At 72.6% G+C, this 17705-nt stretch carries 16 protein-coding genes; 11 read left to right on the top strand and 5 right to left on the bottom strand.

Annotation, left to right across the window (positions count from 1 at the left end; translation table 11 throughout):
- The 3 genes from EOE48_RS26585 to EOE48_RS26575 all read right to left on the bottom strand — a co-directional run.
- A partial coding sequence (locus EOE48_RS26585; RefSeq protein ID WP_127733904.1) for a helicase-related protein occupies positions 1-3201 on the bottom strand: 3201 nt, incomplete at its 3' end.
- A 60-nt stretch (positions 3202-3261) separates the two neighbouring features.
- Entirely contained in the window at positions 3262-3546 is a 285-nt protein-coding gene (locus EOE48_RS26580) for a hypothetical protein (RefSeq protein WP_127733903.1), read from the bottom strand.
- Between the two features lie 106 nt (positions 3547-3652).
- A complete protein-coding gene (locus tag EOE48_RS26575) occupies positions 3653-4552 on the bottom strand; it encodes a DUF3108 domain-containing protein (RefSeq protein ID WP_127733902.1) in 900 nt (299 codons plus the stop codon).
- 339 nt (positions 4553-4891) lie between these two features.
- Here EOE48_RS26575 and rpmB point away from each other — a divergent pair, with 339 nt between their 5' ends.
- Positions 4892-5182: a 50S ribosomal protein L28 gene (gene rpmB / locus EOE48_RS26570; protein ID WP_127733901.1), complete on the top strand. Its 291-nt coding sequence runs from the start codon at positions 4892-4894 to the stop codon at positions 5180-5182.
- 85 nt (positions 5183-5267) lie between these two features.
- Here rpmB and EOE48_RS26565 read toward each other — a convergent pair whose 3' ends face one another.
- Complete coding sequence (locus tag EOE48_RS26565; RefSeq protein WP_127733900.1) at positions 5268-5555, bottom strand: hypothetical protein; 288 nt, start codon at positions 5553-5555, stop codon at positions 5268-5270.
- 54 nt (positions 5556-5609) lie between these two features.
- Entirely contained in the window at positions 5610-9149 is a 3540-nt protein-coding gene (dnaE, locus tag EOE48_RS26560; protein ID WP_127733899.1) for a DNA polymerase III subunit alpha, read from the bottom strand.
- Positions 9150-9650: 501 nt separating this feature from the next.
- On the opposite strand from dnaE, the gene EOE48_RS26555 reads away from it, so the two are divergent.
- The 10 genes from EOE48_RS26555 (at position 9651) to ybeY (ending at position 17703) form a co-directional block, all read left to right on the top strand.
- A complete protein-coding gene (locus EOE48_RS26555; RefSeq protein ID WP_127733898.1) occupies positions 9651-11018 on the top strand; it encodes a glutamate--cysteine ligase in 1368 nt (455 codons plus the stop codon).
- 214 nt (positions 11019-11232) lie between these two features.
- On the top strand, positions 11233-11646 hold the full coding sequence (locus tag EOE48_RS26550; RefSeq protein WP_127733897.1) for a hypothetical protein: 414 nt from the start codon (positions 11233-11235) through the stop codon (positions 11644-11646).
- Positions 11647-11767: 121 nt separating this feature from the next.
- Positions 11768-11992: a sulfurtransferase TusA family protein gene (locus tag EOE48_RS26545; RefSeq protein WP_127733896.1), complete on the top strand. Its 225-nt coding sequence runs from the start codon at positions 11768-11770 to the stop codon at positions 11990-11992.
- Between the two features lie 260 nt (positions 11993-12252).
- Complete coding sequence (locus tag EOE48_RS26540; RefSeq protein ID WP_246154939.1) at positions 12253-12837, top strand: NUDIX domain-containing protein; 585 nt, start codon at positions 12253-12255, stop codon at positions 12835-12837.
- Between the two features lie 139 nt (positions 12838-12976).
- Positions 12977-13264: a hypothetical protein gene (locus EOE48_RS26535; protein ID WP_127733894.1), complete on the top strand. Its 288-nt coding sequence runs from the start codon at positions 12977-12979 to the stop codon at positions 13262-13264.
- 162 nt (positions 13265-13426) lie between these two features.
- Positions 13427-13597 (top strand): hypothetical protein, encoded by a 171-nt coding sequence (locus EOE48_RS29400; RefSeq protein WP_187371559.1) that lies wholly within the window; start codon positions 13427-13429, stop codon positions 13595-13597.
- A gap of 191 nt (positions 13598-13788) precedes the next feature.
- Positions 13789-14649, top strand: a complete 861-nt coding sequence (locus tag EOE48_RS26530; RefSeq protein WP_127733893.1) for a lysophospholipid acyltransferase family protein — start codon at positions 13789-13791, stop codon at positions 14647-14649.
- A gap of 53 nt (positions 14650-14702) precedes the next feature.
- Positions 14703-16046, top strand: a complete 1344-nt coding sequence (miaB, locus tag EOE48_RS26525) for a tRNA (N6-isopentenyl adenosine(37)-C2)-methylthiotransferase MiaB (RefSeq protein WP_127733892.1) — start codon at positions 14703-14705, stop codon at positions 16044-16046.
- Between the two features lie 83 nt (positions 16047-16129).
- Positions 16130-17218: a PhoH family protein gene (locus EOE48_RS26520; RefSeq protein WP_246154952.1), complete on the top strand. Its 1089-nt coding sequence runs from the start codon at positions 16130-16132 to the stop codon at positions 17216-17218.
- A complete protein-coding gene (ybeY, locus tag EOE48_RS26515; RefSeq protein WP_127733890.1) occupies positions 17215-17703 on the top strand; it encodes an rRNA maturation RNase YbeY in 489 nt (162 codons plus the stop codon). The genes EOE48_RS26520 and ybeY overlap by 4 nt, the downstream gene beginning before the upstream one ends.
- Positions 17704-17705 lie beyond the last annotated feature (2 nt).

Here is a 17705-nt window from a genome sequence, read left to right as displayed (position 1 = left end):
GCGCGGCGGCCGGCCGTCCCGGCGTCCGGCCTCGGCGGCCGCGGGGGCACGCTCGCCCCAGCGCTGGCCGTCGCGGAAGTTCGGGCGGCCCTGCGGGCGGTCGCGGCCGCCCTCCGGCCGGTCCTGGCCGCCGCGCTGCCCGGCCCCCTGGTTGGGCCGGCCCCGGCCCTGGTGGCGGGGAGCCTGACCGCGCTGGTGACGGTGCATCCGCCAGACCTCGATCGCGGCCGGCTCGCCCGCGACGGCGGGCTCGGCGCCCGCATCGGCCGCGACCGGCGCCGCATCTCCGGGCGAGTCCGACCCGGCGGCCGGTTCGGCTTCGACGACCGCCTCGGCGGCGGGCGCCTCGTCCGGGCTCGCCGGCGCCGCATCGGGGCGCTCCTCCGGCGCTTCGGCCGACGCCTCGGCGAGGGCCGGCTCGGACGCCTCGGTCCCGGCGGCCTCGGTCTCCGCGGCGTGCACGACCTCGACCTCGAAGGCGACCGGGGCGGCTTCCGCCGCCGCCTCGGCGTCGGCGACGCCCGCCACCTCCGGTGCCGGCGCCTCGCCGGTCTCCACGGCCGGTTCGGTGGCCGTCTCGTCCGGGGCCGCGGCCTCGGCGGGTGCGGGCTCGTCACCCGAGGCGGCGGCGTCGGCGACGTCCTCGGCCGGGCTCGCCTCGGTCACGGCCTCGGCGGCCGGCACCGGCTGCACCGGCTGGGTCGAGGCGGCCGGCAGCAGCGGCACGGTGATCGCCGGGCCGGGCCGGCGGTCGACGACGTAGCCGAGGGATTTCAGGATCGAGGCGAAATCCTCGCCCGAGCAGCCGACGAGGGAGGTCATGCCGACCGTCGCCACGAAGCCGTCGCGGTCGGCGGTGCCGGGCGGCGGCTCGCCGGGGGTGGTGCCGGGCACGTAGGCGATCGCCGGACGGATCAGGTCGGCGAGGCGCTCGAGGATGTCGACGCGCACCGCCCGGCCGCCGCAGACCCGGAAGCCGGCGGCGCGGTAGAGCCCCTTGGCGATCTCGGGGTCGACCGGCATCGAGGTCCGGCCCGAGCCGGCCAGATGCGCGATCTCGTCGAGGCCGCGCTGGTCGAGGCCGCCGTTCTGGAGCGCCCAGAGCTGGGCCGCCAGGGTGCGGGGCGCCGGCTTGAGCAAAGCCGGCAGGGTGATGTGGTAGGCGCCGAAGCGCACCCCGTGCTTGCGCAGGGCGGCGCGGCCCTCCTGGTCGAGGCTGCGCATCTCGGTCAGCACCTTGGCGCGCTCGAGCACGCCGAGGGCCTCCGAGATCTGGAAGCCGATGCCGCGGGCGAGCCCGGTCAGGTCCTCGGCCGCTTCGAGGGCGAGCGCCGGGCCGAGCAGCCGCACGATGTGCGCCTTGAGCCAGGCCTGGAGCCGGGCCTCGACCTTCTCCAGCGCCGGGCCGGTGAGCTGCTCGTCGGCGAGCACCCGGAAGGCGGGGGCGTAGAGCTTGTCGCCGGGCACCAGCTTGGCGACCGGGTCGCCGGTCCAGCGGATCGTGCCGTCGTTGGAGAGGACCAGGGCCGCGTCGGCGGCGGCGGAGAAGCGGTCGGCCCGCGCCTCGATCTCGCTCGCCAGCGCCTTCTCGGCGGCGTTGCGGAGGGTCTTGGCCTCGTGGCCCTCCGCACCGGGATCCGGCACGAACTGGAACCCGTGCAGGTGACCGACGTGCTGGCCTTCCACCGTCACGTCGCCGCCCGCGGTGATCTCAGCTTCCAACATGGTGTTCTCTCTCAGGCGCCGCATCAGGACGCTGGTGCGCCTGTCGACGAAGCGGCTGGCGAGCCGTTCGTGCAGGGCGTCGGACAGCCTGTCCTCTACCCGACGCGTCTCGCCCTGCCAATGCTCCGGGTCGGCGAGCCAGTCGGGCCGGTTGGCGACGTAGGTCCAGGTGCGGATCTGGGCGATGCGCTGGGACAGCGCGTCGATGTCGCCGTCGATGCGGTCGACCATCGCGACGTGGGTGGCGAACCAGTCGTGCGGGATGCGCCCGGCCATGCCGCGCATCAGGAAGCGGAAGAGCTGCGAGATCAGGTCGGCATGGGTCTGGATCGCGACCTTGCGGTAGTCGGGCACGCCGCAGACCGCCCACAGCCGCTCGACGGCGTTGCGGTGGGTGGCGTAGTCGCGGATGTCGGGCTCGCGCGACAGCATCTCCAGGGCGGCCTCGTCGTCGCCGGTCTGGGCCCGGGTCAGGCCGCGCTCGCCGGGATGCTCGGCGAGGCTGCGGCGCAGGGCGTCCACCGACGAGAAGTCGAGGTCGGGGTTGCGCCATTGCAGCACCCGCAGCGGCTCGAAGGTGTGGCTCTCCAGCGCCTCGATCATCTCGGGCTCGAAGGGCGGGCAGCGCCCGGTCGAGCCGAAGGTGCCGTCGCGCAGGTGGCGCCCGGCGCGGCCGGCGATCTGCGCCGTCTCGGACGGGGTGAGGCCGCGGAACCGCGCGCCGTCGAACTTGCGGTTCGACGCGAAGGCGACGTGGTCGACGTCGAGGTTCAGCCCCATGCCGATCGCGTCGGTGGCGACGAGGTAGTCGACGTCGCCGGACTGGTAGAGTTCGACCTGGGCGTTGCGGGTGCGCGGCGACAGGGCGCCGAGCACCACCGCGGCGCCGCCGCGCTGGCGCCGCAGCAACTCGGCGATGGCGTAGACCTCCTCGGCCGAGAACGCCACGACCGCGGTGCGGTGGGGCAGGCGCGAGATCTTCTTCTCGCCCGCGAAGGTGAGCTGCGACAGCCGCGGCCGCGTGGTGACGAGGGCGCCGGGGATCAGCGCCTGGACCAGCGGGCCCATCGTCGAGGAGCCGATCAGCAGAGTCTCGACCCGGCCGCGCTGGTGCAGCAGCCGGTCGGTGAAGGTGTGGCCGCGGTCCATGTCGGCGCCGAGCTGGATCTCGTCGATGGCGACGAAGTCGACCTCGCGGTCGCGCGGCATCGCCTCGGCGGTGCAGATCCAGTAGCTCGGATGGTCGGGCTTGATCTTCTCCTCGCCGGTGACGAGGGCGACCCGGGCCGGACCGACCCGCTCGACCACCCGGTGGTAGACCTCGCGGGCGAGCAGGCGCAGGGGCAGCCCGATCATCCCGGTCGGGTGGGCGAGCATGCGCTCGATGGCGAGGTGGGTCTTGCCGGTGTTGGTCGGGCCGAGCACCGCCGTGACGCCGCGCGCGCGGGCCTGCGGTGGGAGGGAGCGGCGGAGCATCGGGGCGAGCGGGTCCTCGGGGGCGGCGGGCTCCCGTCGCCGGGCGCTTCCCCGCCGCGGTCAGGGGGCGCGGCCGACCGGCCGGCCCCGCAGGGGATAGCCTCCATATGGGGCCGCGCCCCACCGGCCGCCATCGGGCACGATCGGAAACACGTTGACCTCGAGGTTGATGGTCGTCTCGGGCGTGATCGTGGCGCAGAGCGTGTCGGGGACCGAGACCAGGGGGCCGGTCGGGCCCTGGCTGCCGGTGACCTGCGCCGACGAGACGGCGTCGCCGCCGCAATCGGACTGCGCCGCCGCCGGGACCGGCGCCGCGAGGAGAAGGGCGAGGAGGAGGGGGCGCATCGCGGGTTCTGGGCTGGCGGAGGACCGACCCTAGCCGGTCACCCGTTGCCGGACTCTCGCCGGGGCCTGCCGAACCGCCGGGCTGGTCAACCGGCGGTTACCGGGCTCACTGCTGCGGGGCCGAAACCTGTGCCGTCTCGGTGCCCGGGCCGGTGCGCGACCAGCGCGTCGCCTCGATGATGTTGGTGCCGAGCGTCGTGCGCACGGCGATGCGCAGCGGGATCAGCACGCGGGTGCCCTCGACGGGGGCGAGCCACACCGACATGTCGGTGTTGTTCTCCATGAACGTCACGCCGGGCTGGCCGGCCCGGTGGCCGGCGATCGGGCGGTAGCGGGCGTTGCAGATCAGCACCGGGCCGGCATAGCCGGGCTTGTCGACCGAGCGGGTCTCGCCGTAGCTCAGCACGACGTCGAACCGGCTGGCGCCGTCGAAGACCGGGATGGTGCGGTCGCAGTTCTGCGGGTCGATCAGCTCGCCGCGCCCGACCGCCGGCATCACCAGGGCGCTCACCGGGTCGATGATGCCGCGCTTGTCGGCCTCCGAGACCGGCACGCGGTCGGTATAGGGCGGCAACGGGGGGGTGACCTCGGCGGCGACGACGTTGCCGCGCGCCAGCGCCATCCGGACGGTGATCGAGGCCGAGGAGGAATGCGACGCGATCGCGAAGGTCGCCGGCACCGGCCGCCCCGGGCCGCCGATCTGGCCGCCCGCCCGCCCGGCGCCGTAGCCGCCGGTGATCGCGCCGGCGAGGCCGGTGAGCTTGGCGGTCACGTCCATGGCGTAGCGCGCGCCCGTCACCGACCCGACCACCTGCGCGGTCCCGATCGGCACCCCGGCGAGGGCGATGCCGTAATCGACCGTCACCGCGGTCGAGCCCGGGGCGGGGCGGGCCCGCTGGGTCCTGGCCTCGGCGTCCGGACCCGCGCCGAGGGTCAGCCCGGCGGCGACCAGCGCCGGGAGGAATGCCTTGGCGCAGACGGTGGGGGCACCGGACTTGGCACGCATGGGGAGCAACCGTGAACGATCCGTCAGCGGATCGCGTGACCGCTGATTCTGTCCCCATCGTGACGCCGGCAGGGTTAACGCTTTATGGCGGGGCGAGAGCCGAGTGAGCGGATGCGAACGCCGGCGCCTGAGGCGGAGCAAAGCACTAGGGCCATCGCTCTCAAGCGATCGCCCTGCCCGGCGGCGGTCTCCACCTTGACGGAGACGGGGGGGTCCCGTATAGGCCCGGGCCTTCAAGGGACTTCGCGGGGTCCGGTCGCCGCCGGGGTGCAGTGCACGCCCGGCATCAGCGTTGCGCGGTCCTTCGCCGATCAGATTGCAAGTTTAAGGATTCGTATCATGTCGCGTCGCTGCGAGCTCACCGGCAAGGGCGTGCTCACCGGCCACCTGGTCAGCCACTCGAACCGCAAGACCAAGCGCCGGTTCCTGCCGAACCTGTGCAACGTCACGCTGCTCTCCGACACCCTCGGCCGCTCGATCCGCTTCCGCGTGTCGGCGAACGCCCTGCGCACGGTCGAGCACCGCGGCGGCCTCGACGCCTTCCTGGCCAAGGCCAGCGAGGAGACGCTGTCGCAGAGCGCCCGCCTCATCAAGCGCGAGATCGAGAAGAAGATCGCCGAGGCCGCCTGAGCCGCCCGCGATCGCCGGGCCTTCGGGCCCGGACGGAGCCGCCCGCGTCACCAGCGCCGGCGGCTTTTTTGTTGTCGATCCGGGATCACGGAAACAGCAGCTTCATGAAGGCCGCACCGGCCCCGAAGAAAGCCGCGCCGGCAGCCATGCCGGCGATCATCACCTGCCACAGGGACAGTTCGCGGTCCCGGCGGAGCTTCGCGGTCTCGGCGCCGAGCTTGAGTTCCTCGCGGATGAGCTTCGCCGCCTCCGCGTTCAGCTTGGCCTCCTCGGCCATCAGCTTGCGCTGCTCGGAGACGAACTTCTGAGTTTCCTCCTGGGACCGGAGGACCCGAGCCACCTGCTCGGCGATATCGAGAGAAGCCTCGGCCATCGGGAGTGTCCCTCGTTCCGGACCTTGCAGAGATAGGGCAAGTCCGCCCCAAGGTCAGCTCACCTCCACCTGCACCACCCCTGGCACCGCCCGCAGCGCCCCGGCGATCTGCGGCGTCGCCTGGTACTTGTCCCTCAGCCGGATCTCGACCTCGCGCTCGCCGCCGTCGAGGATCAGGATCAGCGACACCTCGCCCTCGCCGCGCACCGCCAGCCGCTGCTGCACGCTGGAGATCGGGCGCTCGTCGCGAAGATAGATCCGCATCCCCTTCTGGTGGCGCGACACCGCCTGATCGAGGGGCTCGCAGGTCTGGATCCGGGCGCGGACGTCCTCGCCCTCGGCGCTGGCCTGGAGCTGCAGGGCGAGCGCCCGGCCGGGCTCCAGCAGGTCGCGGTAATGCGACAGCCCCTCGGAGAAGATGATCGCCTCGAAGTGCCCGGTCTGGTCCGACAGGGTGACGATGCCGATCTTGTTGCCGGTCTTGGTGCGGCGCTCGGAGCGGTCGAGCACGCTCGCCGCCACCCGACCGACCGTCGAGGTCCCGGCCCGCACCGAGCGGCAGAACTCGGCCCAGGTCTGCACCCGCAGCTTCTTCAGGAGGTCGCCGTACTCGTCGAGGGGATGGCCCGACAGGAAGAACCCGACCGCGTCGTATTCGCGCTTGAGCCGGTCGGCCGCTGGCCACGGCGCGTGGTCGGGGATGCGCAGCGCCACCTCGGCCGCGACGACGCCGCCGAACATGTCGGTCATGCCGACCGTCTCGGCCTCGGCCGCGCCTTGCGCCAGCCGCATCATCGGCTCGACCGCCGCGAGGGCCCTGGCCCGGTCGGGCTCGATCGCGTCGAGGGCGCCGGCGCAGACGAGGTTCTCCAGCGTGCGCTTGTTGACCTGCCGCGGGTTGAGCCGGCGGGCGAAGTCGCCGAGGTCGCGGAACGGGCGGTCGCCGCGGGCCTGCACGATCGCCTCGACCGCCGAGCGGCCGACGCCCTTGATGGCGGCGAGCGCGTAGCGGATCGCCCCGTCATGGACCTCGAACACCACGCCCGAGGTGTTCACCGAGGGCGGCTCGACCTTGAGGCCGAGGCGCTGGGCGTCCTGGCGCAATTCGGCGAGCTTGTCGGTGTTGTCGAGGTCGAGCGACATCGAGGCGGCCAGGAACTCGACCGGATAGTTCGCCTTGAGGTAGGCGGTCTGGTACGTGACGAGCGCGTAGGCCGCCGCGTGCGACTTGTTGAAGCCGTAATCGGCGAACTTGGCGAGCAGGTCGAAGATCTCGTCGGCCTTGGCCTTGGTCAGCCCGCGCTCGACCGCGCCCTTCACGAAACGGTCGCGCTGGGCGTCCATCTCGGCCTTGATCTTCTTGCCCATGGCGCGGCGCAGGAGGTCGGCGTCGCCCAGCGAGTAGCCGGCCAGGACCTTGGCGACCTCCATCACCTGTTCCTGGTACACGATGATGCCGAACGTCTCGCGCAGGATCGGCTCCAGCGTCTCGTGCGGGTACCAGTTCTTCTCGTTGCCGGCGTCGCGGCCGAGCTTGCGCTCGCAATAGACCGGGATGTTGGCCATCGGGCCCGGCCGGTAAAGCGCCACCAGCGCGATGATGTCCTCGAAGCGGTCGGCGCACATCTCGACCAGCGCCTTGCGCATGCCGGCCGATTCCACCTGGAACACCCCGACCGTCTCGCCCTTGCGCAGGCGCTCGTAGGTGAGGGGGTCGTCGATCGGCAGCGAGGGCAGGTCGACCTCGACGCCGCGCTGGCGCAGCAGGTCGGTGGCGGCGCGCAGCACCGTCAGGGTCTTGAGGCCGAGGAAGTCGAACTTCACCAGCCCGGCCTGCTCGACCCACTTCATGTTGAACTGGGTGACCCGCATCCCGGTCTTCGGGTCGCGGTAGAGCGGAACGAGTTCCTCGAGCGGCCGGTCGCCGATCACCACGCCGGCGGCGTGGGTCGAGGCGTGCCGGTGCAGCCCCTCCAGCTTGCGGGCGATCTGGATCAGCCGGGCGACGACCGGCTCCTCCTCCATCGCGCTCTGGAGCTTCGGCTCGCCCTCGATCGCCTGGGCGAGCGTCACCGGGTTGGCCGGGTTCTGCGGCACCAGCTTGGTCAGCTTGTCGACCTGGCCGTAGGGCATCTCCAGCACCCGGCCGACGTCGCGCAGCACGCCGCGGGCGAGCAGGGTGCCGAAGGTGATGATCTGCCCGACCTGCCGCTCGCCGTAGCGTTCCTGCACGTAGCGGATCACCCGCTCGCGGCCCTCGACGCAGAAGTCGATGTCGAAATCCGGCATCGAGACGCGCTCGGGGTTGAGGAAGCGCTCGAACAGCAGCCCGAAGCGGAGCGGGTCGAGGTCGGTGATGAGCAGCGACCACGCCACCAGCGAGCCGGCGCCGGAGCCGCGGCCGGGCCCGACCGGGATGTCGTGGTCCTTGGCCCACTTGATGAAGTCCGAGACGATCAGGAAGTAGCCCGGGAACTTCATGTTGGTGATGACGCGGATCTCGAAGTCGAGCCGGTCGCGGTAATCCTGCTCGGTCAGCCCGTCGGCGGTGCCGTGCTGGGCGAGCCGGGCCTCCAGACCCTCCTCGGCCTGCCGGCGCAGCTCCGCCGCCTCGTCGGGGGCGATCGCCCGCGCCACCGCCGTCGTGGCCGCGGCCGCCATGGTCTGGGCGGCAGCCCCTTCCGGCGTGCCGGCGCTCGGGGTGTCGAGGGCGGGGGCGCCGAAGTTGGGCAGGATCGGCTTGCGGGTCCGCACCCGGTAGGCGCAGCGCATCGCCACCTCGACGGTGGCCGCAAGCGCGTCCGGCAGGTCGGCGAACAGGGCCGCCATCTCGGCCCGGGTCTTGAAGCCGTGGCGGGGCGACAGCTTGCGCCGGCGGTCGTCGGAGACGAGGCGCCCCTCCGCGATGGCCAGCAGCGCGTCGTGGGCCTCGTAATCGTCGGCCTTGGCGAAGAACGGCTCGTTGGCGGCGACCAGCGGCAGGCCGTGGCGGTCGGCGAGCGCGATCAGCTCGCCCTCGACCGCCCGCTCCTCGGGCAGGTCGTGGCGCTGGATCTCGACGTAGAGGTTGCGCTCGCCGAAGGCGCCGAGCAGGGCGTCGAGGCGGGACGCGGCGAGGTCGGCCCGGCCGGCCCGCAGGGCAGCGTCGAGGGGACCGCCGGGACCGCCGGTGAGCGCGATCAGGCCCTCCCCGCACTCCGCGAGCGCCGCCGCGGACACGCGCGGCACATCACCGAGGGGGCCGTCGAGATAGGCGCGGCTCGCGAGCCGCAGCAGGTGGCGGTAGCCGGTCTCGTCGCGGGCGAGCAGCACGACGTGCGGGAAGGCCGCGACCGCGTTGCGGGCCCCGGGATCGGCCGCCTCGAACGCCACCGAGAGCTGGATCCCGGCGATCGGCTGGATCCCGGTCCCTGCCGCCTTCTCGGAGAACTCCAGCGCGCCGAACAGGTTGTTGGTGTCGGTGAGCGCCAGCGCCGGCTGCCGGTCGCCGGCCGCCGCCTTGACGAGGTCGCCGATCTTCAGCGCGCCCTCGAGCAGGGAATAGGACGAGTGGGCGTGCAGATGGACGTAGCCGACCGGCTTCAGGATGGGCAATTCGGCTCTCGCTCGGTTCCGCCGCTTGAGCCTGCCAGGATCCCCCGAGTCGGGCCGGGAGTCAGGACCCGCCGCGCCTCACGGGCCGAAAAAATGCGGTGGATCCTCCGCGAAATCTGCGGAACCCCGCCACGGCTCAGCCGTGCATCGGAGACAGCGCCACCGCCCACAGGGCGATCGCACCGGTGAGCATGCCGATCGCCGCGGCCTCCGTGACACAGACCAGGATCTTGCGTACGATCATCGCCGTTCTCCGCGTTTCGATGAGAACATTCTCTGGGAACCATTCTTGTTCCTGTTTTGTTCTGGGTAAAGCGGGGAGGCGGCGCGACCTGCGGTCGTGGTGAACGAAGCGCTAACCGGCATGTCGCCGCCGCATGCACCCTGCGCGTTGCGCGGACATCGCGCGCGACCTATCTAAGCGCGACCGTAGCGGCGGTCCGGGCGCGACCCCGCACGGCCCGTCCGCCGCACCATTCCGACTGCACCACGAGGTAGCGCATGGCGCGCGACGTGTCCGACGCGACCCCGCTCACCAGCCGAGCCGAGTTGATCGCGTGGTTCGCCGAGGGCGAGAAGCCGCGGGACTCCTTCGCGATCGGCACCGAGCACGAGAAGGTCCCGTTCACCCGCTCGACGCTGGCGCCGGTGCCCTATGCCGGCGAGCGCGGGATCGCGGCACTCCTCGACGGCGTGCGCGCCGCGACCGGCTGGGAGCCGATCGTCGATGCCGGCCACGTCATCGGCCTCGCGGGGCCCGACGGGGGAGGGGCGATCTCGCTCGAGCCCGGCGGGCAGTTCGAGCTGTCGGGCGCGCCGCTTCCCGACGTCCACGGCACCGCGAGCGAACTCGCCGAGCACCTGCGCGTCGTGCGCGCCGCCGCCGACCCCCTCGACATCGGCTTCCTCACCCTCGGCATGAGCCCGAAATGGACCCGGGGGGAGACCCCGGTGATGCCGAAGAGCCGCTACCGCATCATGGCCGGCTACATGCCGAAGGTCGGGAGCCTCGGCCTCGACATGATGTTCCGCACCGCGACCGTGCAGGTGAACCTCGACTTCGCCTCCGAGGCGGACATGGTGGCGAAGATGCGCGTCGGCCTCGCCCTCCAGCCGGTGGCGACCGCGCTCTTCGCCAACTCGCCCTTCACCGACGGGCGCCCGAACGGCTTCCTGTCGCGCCGCTCCGAGATCTGGCGCGACACCGACGGCGACCGCACCGGCATGCTCGCCTTCGCGTTCGAGCCCGGCTTCGGCTACGAGGCCTACGCCGACTGGCTCCTCGGCGTGCCGATGTACTTCGTCAAGCGCGGCGAGACCTACCACGACGTCGCCGGCCTGTCGTTCCGCGACCTGATGCAGGGCCGGCTCAAGGGGCTGGAGGGCGAGTACGCCACCCGCTCCGACTGGGCCAACCACGCCTCGACCGCCTTCCCGGAGGTCCGGCTCAAGCGCTTCCTGGAGATGCGCGGCGCCGATGTCGGCGATGCCGGCATGATCGCCGCACAGGCGGCGTTCTGGACCGGCCTGCTCTACGACCAGGGTGCCCTCGATGCCGCCCTCGCCCTCGTGCGCGGCTGGAGCGCCGGGGAGCGCGAGACGATGCGGGCCGAGGCGCCGCGCCTCGGCCTCGACGCCCCGGCCGCCGGCCGCACCCTGCGCGAGGTCGCCCGCGAGGCGCTGGCCATCGCCGAGTCCGGCCTCAAGGCCCGCGCCCGCCACGACGCCCAGGGCCGCGACGAGACCCTCTACCTCGCCCCGCTCCACGCCATCGCCGCCTCGCGGACCCGGGCCGAGGACTGTCTCGCGCTGTACCATGGCCCGTGGGAGGGCTCGGTCGATCCGGCCTTCGGGCTCTGCACGTTCTGAACCCAGTGGAGCATCGCATTTGACGCAAATGCGAGCGAGACCGCGGCGACTCCGTTCAATCCTGCCGTGCGAGACCATGTGTCGGCGCCGGGTCGATCACGAGACCGAGAGCACGGCGCCGGCAGCGGGCGCCGTTGGGGAACAGGTTCGGCTCCTCGGCCGTTCTTGAGGCCACAGGGGTGCCAAACCCCCACGCACTCAGGAGTTTGTGATCATGTCCCGCATCACGTCCGTGGCCCTGGCCGGCCTCGCCGCCCTCTCCCTCGCGGCCGGCGCCGCCGGCACCGCGCAGGCCGCGCCGCTTCCGGCTGCGACCTCGGCGGGCGTCGCCGGTCCGTCCACCTCCGTGGATCAGGTCCGCTGGCGCGGCGGCTACTACGGCGGCGGCTACGGCTACCGCGGCTATCGCGGCTACGGCTACCGCCGCAACGTCGGTGGCGCGCTGGCGGCCGGCGCGGCCCTCGGCATCATCGGCGGCGCGATCGCGGCCAGCGCCGCCCCGCGCTACGGCTACTACGATTACGGCTACGCGCCGGCCTACGGCAGCTACGGATACGGCGGCTACGCCCCGGCCTACAGCTACGGCTACGCCCCGGCCTACGGCGGCTACTACGGCTACGGCTACTGAGCCGACCGCGATCGGTGACCGGCGGCGCCGGGCGTGGGAGACCACGTCCGGCGCCGCCGCGTCCGGGCCTATCGCGATCTCCGCCCGCCCGGTATGGCGCCTGTCCCGAAGACCGGACCCGATGCCGATGGATCTCGACCTGCGCGGTCTCAAGTGCCCCCTGCCGGTCCTGCGCACCCGCAAGGCGCTGCGCGCGATCGAACCGGGGGGCGCCCTCGTCGTGCACTGCACCGACCCGCTCGCGGCGATCGACATCCCCCATCTGCTGCGCGAGACCGGCGACCGCCTCGACGGGACGAGCGAGCGGGACGGCGTCCTGACCTTCCGGATCTCGCGCCCGGCGTGATCCGGATTTCCAACGATTCGGTCCGAAACCCGGATCACCAGCCCGCGCGGCGTATGAGCGAAGCCGATTTTCGCATCGCGAAGCGATCCCGCAGGGGTCGCCAGAAGCGATCGATCGAAAATCGTATGGCGCCCGGCGCGCATTGCCGGCGCAAGATTGCTCCGGCAAGACGGCGAGGTCGCGCCCCTGGCGGCGCTGCCGACCCGGATGACGCCCATGCCGATCGTGTCCCGCTCTCAGGGCGAAGCCGGAGCCCGGTCGTGACGACCGACGCACCGGGCATCCGCGGCACCCGCCTCGTCCATGACGGCTGGGCCCGCTACCTCGTCGCCGACGTGGTGCTGCCCGACGGCGCATTCGCCACCCGCGAGATCGAGGATCACGGCCGCGCCGTCGCGGTGCTGCCCTACGATCCCGTCCGCCGGACCACCCTGATGGTGCGCCAGTTCCGGGCGCCGCCCTGCCTCGCGGACGGGACGCTCGCGCTGCTCGAAGCCCCGGCGGGCCGCCTGGAGGAGGACGACCCCGAGACCTGCGCCCGCCGCGAGGCCCACGAGGAGGTCGGCCTGCGCCTCGGCGCCCTCGAACCCGCCGGCTGGGCCTGGACCATGCCCGGCATCTCGACCGAACGGATCGACTACTACCTCGCCCCCTACGCCGAGGGCGACCGCGTCGCCGCCGGCGGCGGTCTGGCGAGCGAGAGCGAGCAGATCACCGTCGTCGAACTGTCGCTCGCGGAGGCTGCCGCGAGGAGCGACGGCGGCGAGATCGCCGATCTCAAGACGCTGTACCTGCTCCAGACGCTGCGGTTGCGGCGCCCCGACCTCTTCGCAGCCGGCCGATGAAACGCGCGTCCCCGGATGGGGTTCGCCGGGCGCGGGGCGGGCGGACGATCAAGGTTTCGTGTGCGGGGTAGCATTTCGTTCAGCGTCTGTTAATTTTACCAGGGTCGGATGCCCCTCGGGGCGACGCTATCGAGAGGAGATGCCAATGTTCAGCATTGGGCCCTTCCATCATTCGGCCGGGCAGCCCGCGGGCTTCTTCGACTCGCTGTTCCCGCAGGAACCGCTGCCGTCCGATGCCTTGCCGTCCACGCCGGCTCCGGCGGTTGCCGACAAGCCCGCCATGGGCCTCGGCCGTCAGGCGCTCGCCATGGTGCTGCTGGTCGCCCTCACGCTCGGCGTGAACTCGGCCGCCGGCCTGTGGGCGCTGTCGGATCACGCCACCCGCTCCGCGCCGGTCCAGGTCGCGAGCGCGCACAGCCCGTCCTGAGCCGGGTCTCCTGGCGCAGCGTCGGCGGCCCGCCGGAGAACCGGACGCTACGGCAGGCGACGCGAAGAGAAAATCTTTCGCTCTTGCAGGAAGGGCACAAGTCGTTAACCTGCCGTTCAGTCCCCAGCGATCGCGCAGCGATTCGCACGATGGAGGCGGCTCATGTCCGAGATCATTCGGGTCAAGCCCACGCAGGACGGCACCTATACGGTCTATCGCGGCGCCCGCGCGCTGGTCAGCGGGCTGACCCGGGCGCAGGCCGAGCTGTTCGAGGCCTCGCTCGGCCCCGACCTCAAGCCCACGCTCGCATTGGCCGGCGACACGCTCCACTGAAGCCCGACCGTCGCGATCCAGACCAAAGTGGCCGGGCCGGCACCGCCGCTCCGGCCACATTCGTGTCCGGCGTCGCGCGCGGCGTGGACGGGAGTCCGCGCATCGGCTAAGCGGTGGCCGCAACGGGATGACGCGCCGCACCGCGACGGTGCCGGCCGGGATCCGGCGCCGGAGATGAATCGACTCGGGACATGACGCGACTCGGTGCGGCCCTGCGGCTCGTCCTCTACGCCCTCGCCTTCCTGATCCTCGTCGGCCCGCACCGGTTCAGCCTGTCTGTCGGACGCGGGCGCCTCGCCGGGCACCTGCCGGTGCTGCTGCACCGCCTGTTCCTGCGCCTGTTCGGGGTCCGGGTGACGGTCCTCGGCACGCCGCCGGCGGCGGGGGAGGCGGCCCTGGTCCTCGCCAACCACGTCTCGTGGCTCGACATCCCGGTCCTCGGTGCCCTGCGCCCGCTGTCCTTCGTGGCGAAGTCCGAGATCGCCGGCTGGCCGGTGATCGGGCATCTCGCCAGGCTCCAGCGCACGGTGTTCATCGACCGCGCCCGCAAGCGCCACACCGCCACCGTCAACGCCGAGATGAGCCGGCGGCTCGCCGCCGGCGACGCCGTGGTCCTGTTCGCCGAAGGCACCACCGGCGACGGCAACCGGCTCTTGCCGTTCCGCACCTCCCTCGTCGGCGCCGCCCGCGCCGCCATCACCGAGGGCGGGCTCGACCGGGTCCGGCTGCAGCCGCTCTGCATCGCCTATGTCCGCCGCCACGGCCTGCCGTTCACCCGGGCCGAGCGCCCCGACATCGCGTGGTACGGCGACATGGAACTCGCCCCGCACCTCGCCACCTTCCTGGCCCGCGGCCCGGTCGACGCGCTGGTGATCTGGGGCGAGCCGGTCGCCTTCGCCGCCGGCTCCGACCGCAAGGTCGCGACCGCGCTCGCCGAGGCGTCGATCCGCCGGGCGATGCAGGCCGCTGTGACCGGGCGCGTGCCGGACCCGGCCGAGCCCGCGACCGCCCCGGACGTGCCGCCTATTCTCATTCCGACCGCGACGGCTTAAATGATCGCGTGCTCCCGCGCATCCCCAACCCGTCACCCGCAAAGGCCGGTTCGTTGAAGAAAGCGTTCATCAAGTCCTACGGTTGCCAGATGAACGTCTACGACGCGACCCGGATGGCCGACCTGCTCGGCCGGGAAGGGTTCGTCGAGACCGGCGCCGTCGAGGAGGCGGACGTCGTCGTCCTCAACACCTGCCACATCCGCGAGAAGGCGGCCGAGAAGGTCTATTCGGAGCTGGGCCGCCTGCGGGTGCTCAAGGGCGAGCGGGCCGAGGCCGGCCTCGACACCACGGTGGTGGTCGCCGGCTGCGTCGCCCAGGCCGAGGGCCGCGAGATCCTCGGCCGCGCCCCCGGCGTCGACGTGGTGGTCGGGCCGCAGAGCTACCACCGCCTGCCCGACCTGCTGCGCCGAGCGAGGACCGAGCGGGTCGTCGACACCGACTTCCCGGTCGAGGAGAAGTTCGACCACCTGCCGCCCCGCCGCGCCGCAGGAACCTCGGCGTTCCTTACCGTGCAGGAGGGCTGCGACAAGTTCTGCGCCTTCTGCGTCGTGCCCTACACCCGCGGGGCCGAGGTTTCGCGCCCGGTCGCCAAGCTCCTCGCCGAGGCCGACCGCCTCGTCGCCGGCGGCGCGCGCGAACTCACGCTGATCGGCCAGAACGTCAACGCCTATCACGGCGAGGGGCCGGACGGCGCGGTCTGGAGCCTCGGCCGGCTGCTGCGCCACCTCGCCGGCCTGCCCGGGATCCTGCGGCTGCGCTACACGACGAGCCACCCCAACGACATGGACGACGACCTCATCGCCGCCCATCGCGACAGCCCGGCGGTGATGCCCTACCTGCACCTGCCGGTGCAGTCGGGCTCCGACCGCATCCTCGCGGCGATGAACCGCCGCCACGATGCCGACGCCTATCGCCGGCTGATCGACCGCGTCCGCGCCGCCCGCCCCGACATCGCCCTGTCCTCCGACTTCATCGTCGGCTTCCCGGGCGAGACCGACGCCGACCACGCCGCGACCCTGCGCCTCGTCGCCGATGTCGGCTTCGCCAGCGCGTTCTCGTTCAAGTACAGCCCGCGCCCCGGCACCCCGGCGGCCGAGAGCGCCGACGCGGTGCCCGAGAGCGTCAAGAGCGCCCGCCTCGCCGAGTTGCAGGAGCTGCTGGAGCGCCAGCGCCAGGGCTTCAATCACGCCACGGTCGGGCGGACCGTCGACGTGCTGCTGGAGAAGCCCGGGCGCCATCCCGGGCAGGTCGCCGGCAAGTCGCCCTACCTCCAGGCGGTGCAGATCGAGGCCGGAACCGACACGATCGGGACCGTCGTGCCGGTGCGCATCACCCGGGCGGGATCCAACAGCCTGTTCGGCGAGTTGGCCGGCGCGGCACCGGCCGCGGCAGCGTGAGGAACAGCGGAGTGCGTCCGGGAGACACCCCACCGAGAGAACCGGCAGCGGGGCGCAGCCCCCGCGGCCGGGAGGCGCGGCCCCTGGCCGGGTCTTTCGCCGGCTCCGTCGCAGGCGCCCTGCGCGAGACCGCCGAGGTCGCCATCACCTTCGACGACAACCGCCTCGCCAGCCTCGTCTTCGGCCAGTTCGACCAGAACGTCGCGCATCTCGAGCGCCGGCTCGGGATCGTCGCGACGGCGCTCGGCAACCACGTCGTCGTCAAGGGCTCGCCCGACGCCACCGAGCGGGCGCGCCTCGTGCTCGAAGGTCTCTACGCCCGCGCCCGCCAGGGCGGCCAGCCGCTCAGCGTCGGCGACGTCGACGGGATGATCCAGGAGGCGGCGCGCCAGGGCAACCTGTTCTCCGCCGACGAGGCCCCGGCCGACGGCGAGCGGGCGCAGTTCGACCAGATCGCGACCCGCCGCCGCGGTGCGGTCCGGGCCCGCAACGCCGCCCAGGACGCCTATATCCGCGCCCTGCGCGCCCACGAGCTCGTCTTCGCCGAGGGGCCCGCCGGCACCGGCAAGACCTGGCTCGCGGTCGGCTACGCCGTCTCGCTGCTGGAGCAGGGCCACGCCGAGCGCCTGATCCTGTCGCGCCCGGCGGTCGAGGCCGGCGAGCGCCTCGGCTTCCTGCCGGGCGACATGCGCGAGAAGGTCGATCCCTACCTGCGCCCGATCTACGACGCGCTCTACGACTTCATGGAGGCGCGCCACGTCGACCGCGGCCTCCAGACCGGGATGATCGAGATCGCGCCGCTCGCCTTCATGCGCGGGCGAACCCTCACCAACGCGGTGGTGCTCCTCGACGAGGCGCAGAACACCACCTCGATGCAGATGAAGATGTTCCTCACGCGGCTGGGCGAGAACTCGCGGATGATCGTCACCGGCGATCCGAGCCAGATCGACTTGCCGGCCGGGCAGAAGTCGGGTCTGGTCGAGGCGACGCGCATCCTCGACGGCGTGGAGGGCGTCGGCCGCATCACCTTCCGGGACGTCGACGTGGTGCGCCACGATCTCGTGCGCCGCATCGTCGGTGCCTACGAGGCCGACGCCCGGGCCACGATCGAGGCCGGCCACGCCCCGCAGGATCGCCCGGGCCCGCCCTCGCGCCGCGGGCCGCTGCCGTGAGCGCCGGGCACGAGATCGACGTCGCGGTCGAGGACGGGCGCTGGGAGGAGGCGCTGGCCGGCATCGAGGCCCGCGTCGCCGAGGCGGTCGAGGCGGCCTTCGCCGTCGTGCCCCCCGGCGGGCCGGTCGAGGTCAGCGTCGTCCTCACCGACGACGCCGCGGTGCAGGAGCTCAACCGGACCTGGCGCCACAAGGACAAGCCGACCAACGTCCTGTCCTTCCCGGCGAGCGGCGTCCATGCCGGCGGCGGCCTGCGCCCCCTCGGCGACGTCGTTCTTGCGTATGACACGTTGGTGCGAGAGAGTGCGGAGCAGTCCAAGCCCCTCGGCCACCATCTCGCGCATCTCGTGGTTCATGGCACGCTGCATCTCCTCGGACACGATCACGAGACCGGCGAGGCCGAGGCCGACGCGATGGAGGCCCTCGAGGTGGTCGCGCTGCGGCGCCTGGGCGTGCCGGACCCCTATGGCGATGCGGCAGACTGAGC

Source organism: Methylobacterium oryzihabitans (assembly GCF_004004555.2).
GTDB classification, from domain to species: Bacteria; Pseudomonadota; Alphaproteobacteria; order Rhizobiales; family Beijerinckiaceae; genus Methylobacterium; species Methylobacterium oryzihabitans.
This window is presented reverse-complemented; position numbering and strand designations above follow the sequence as displayed.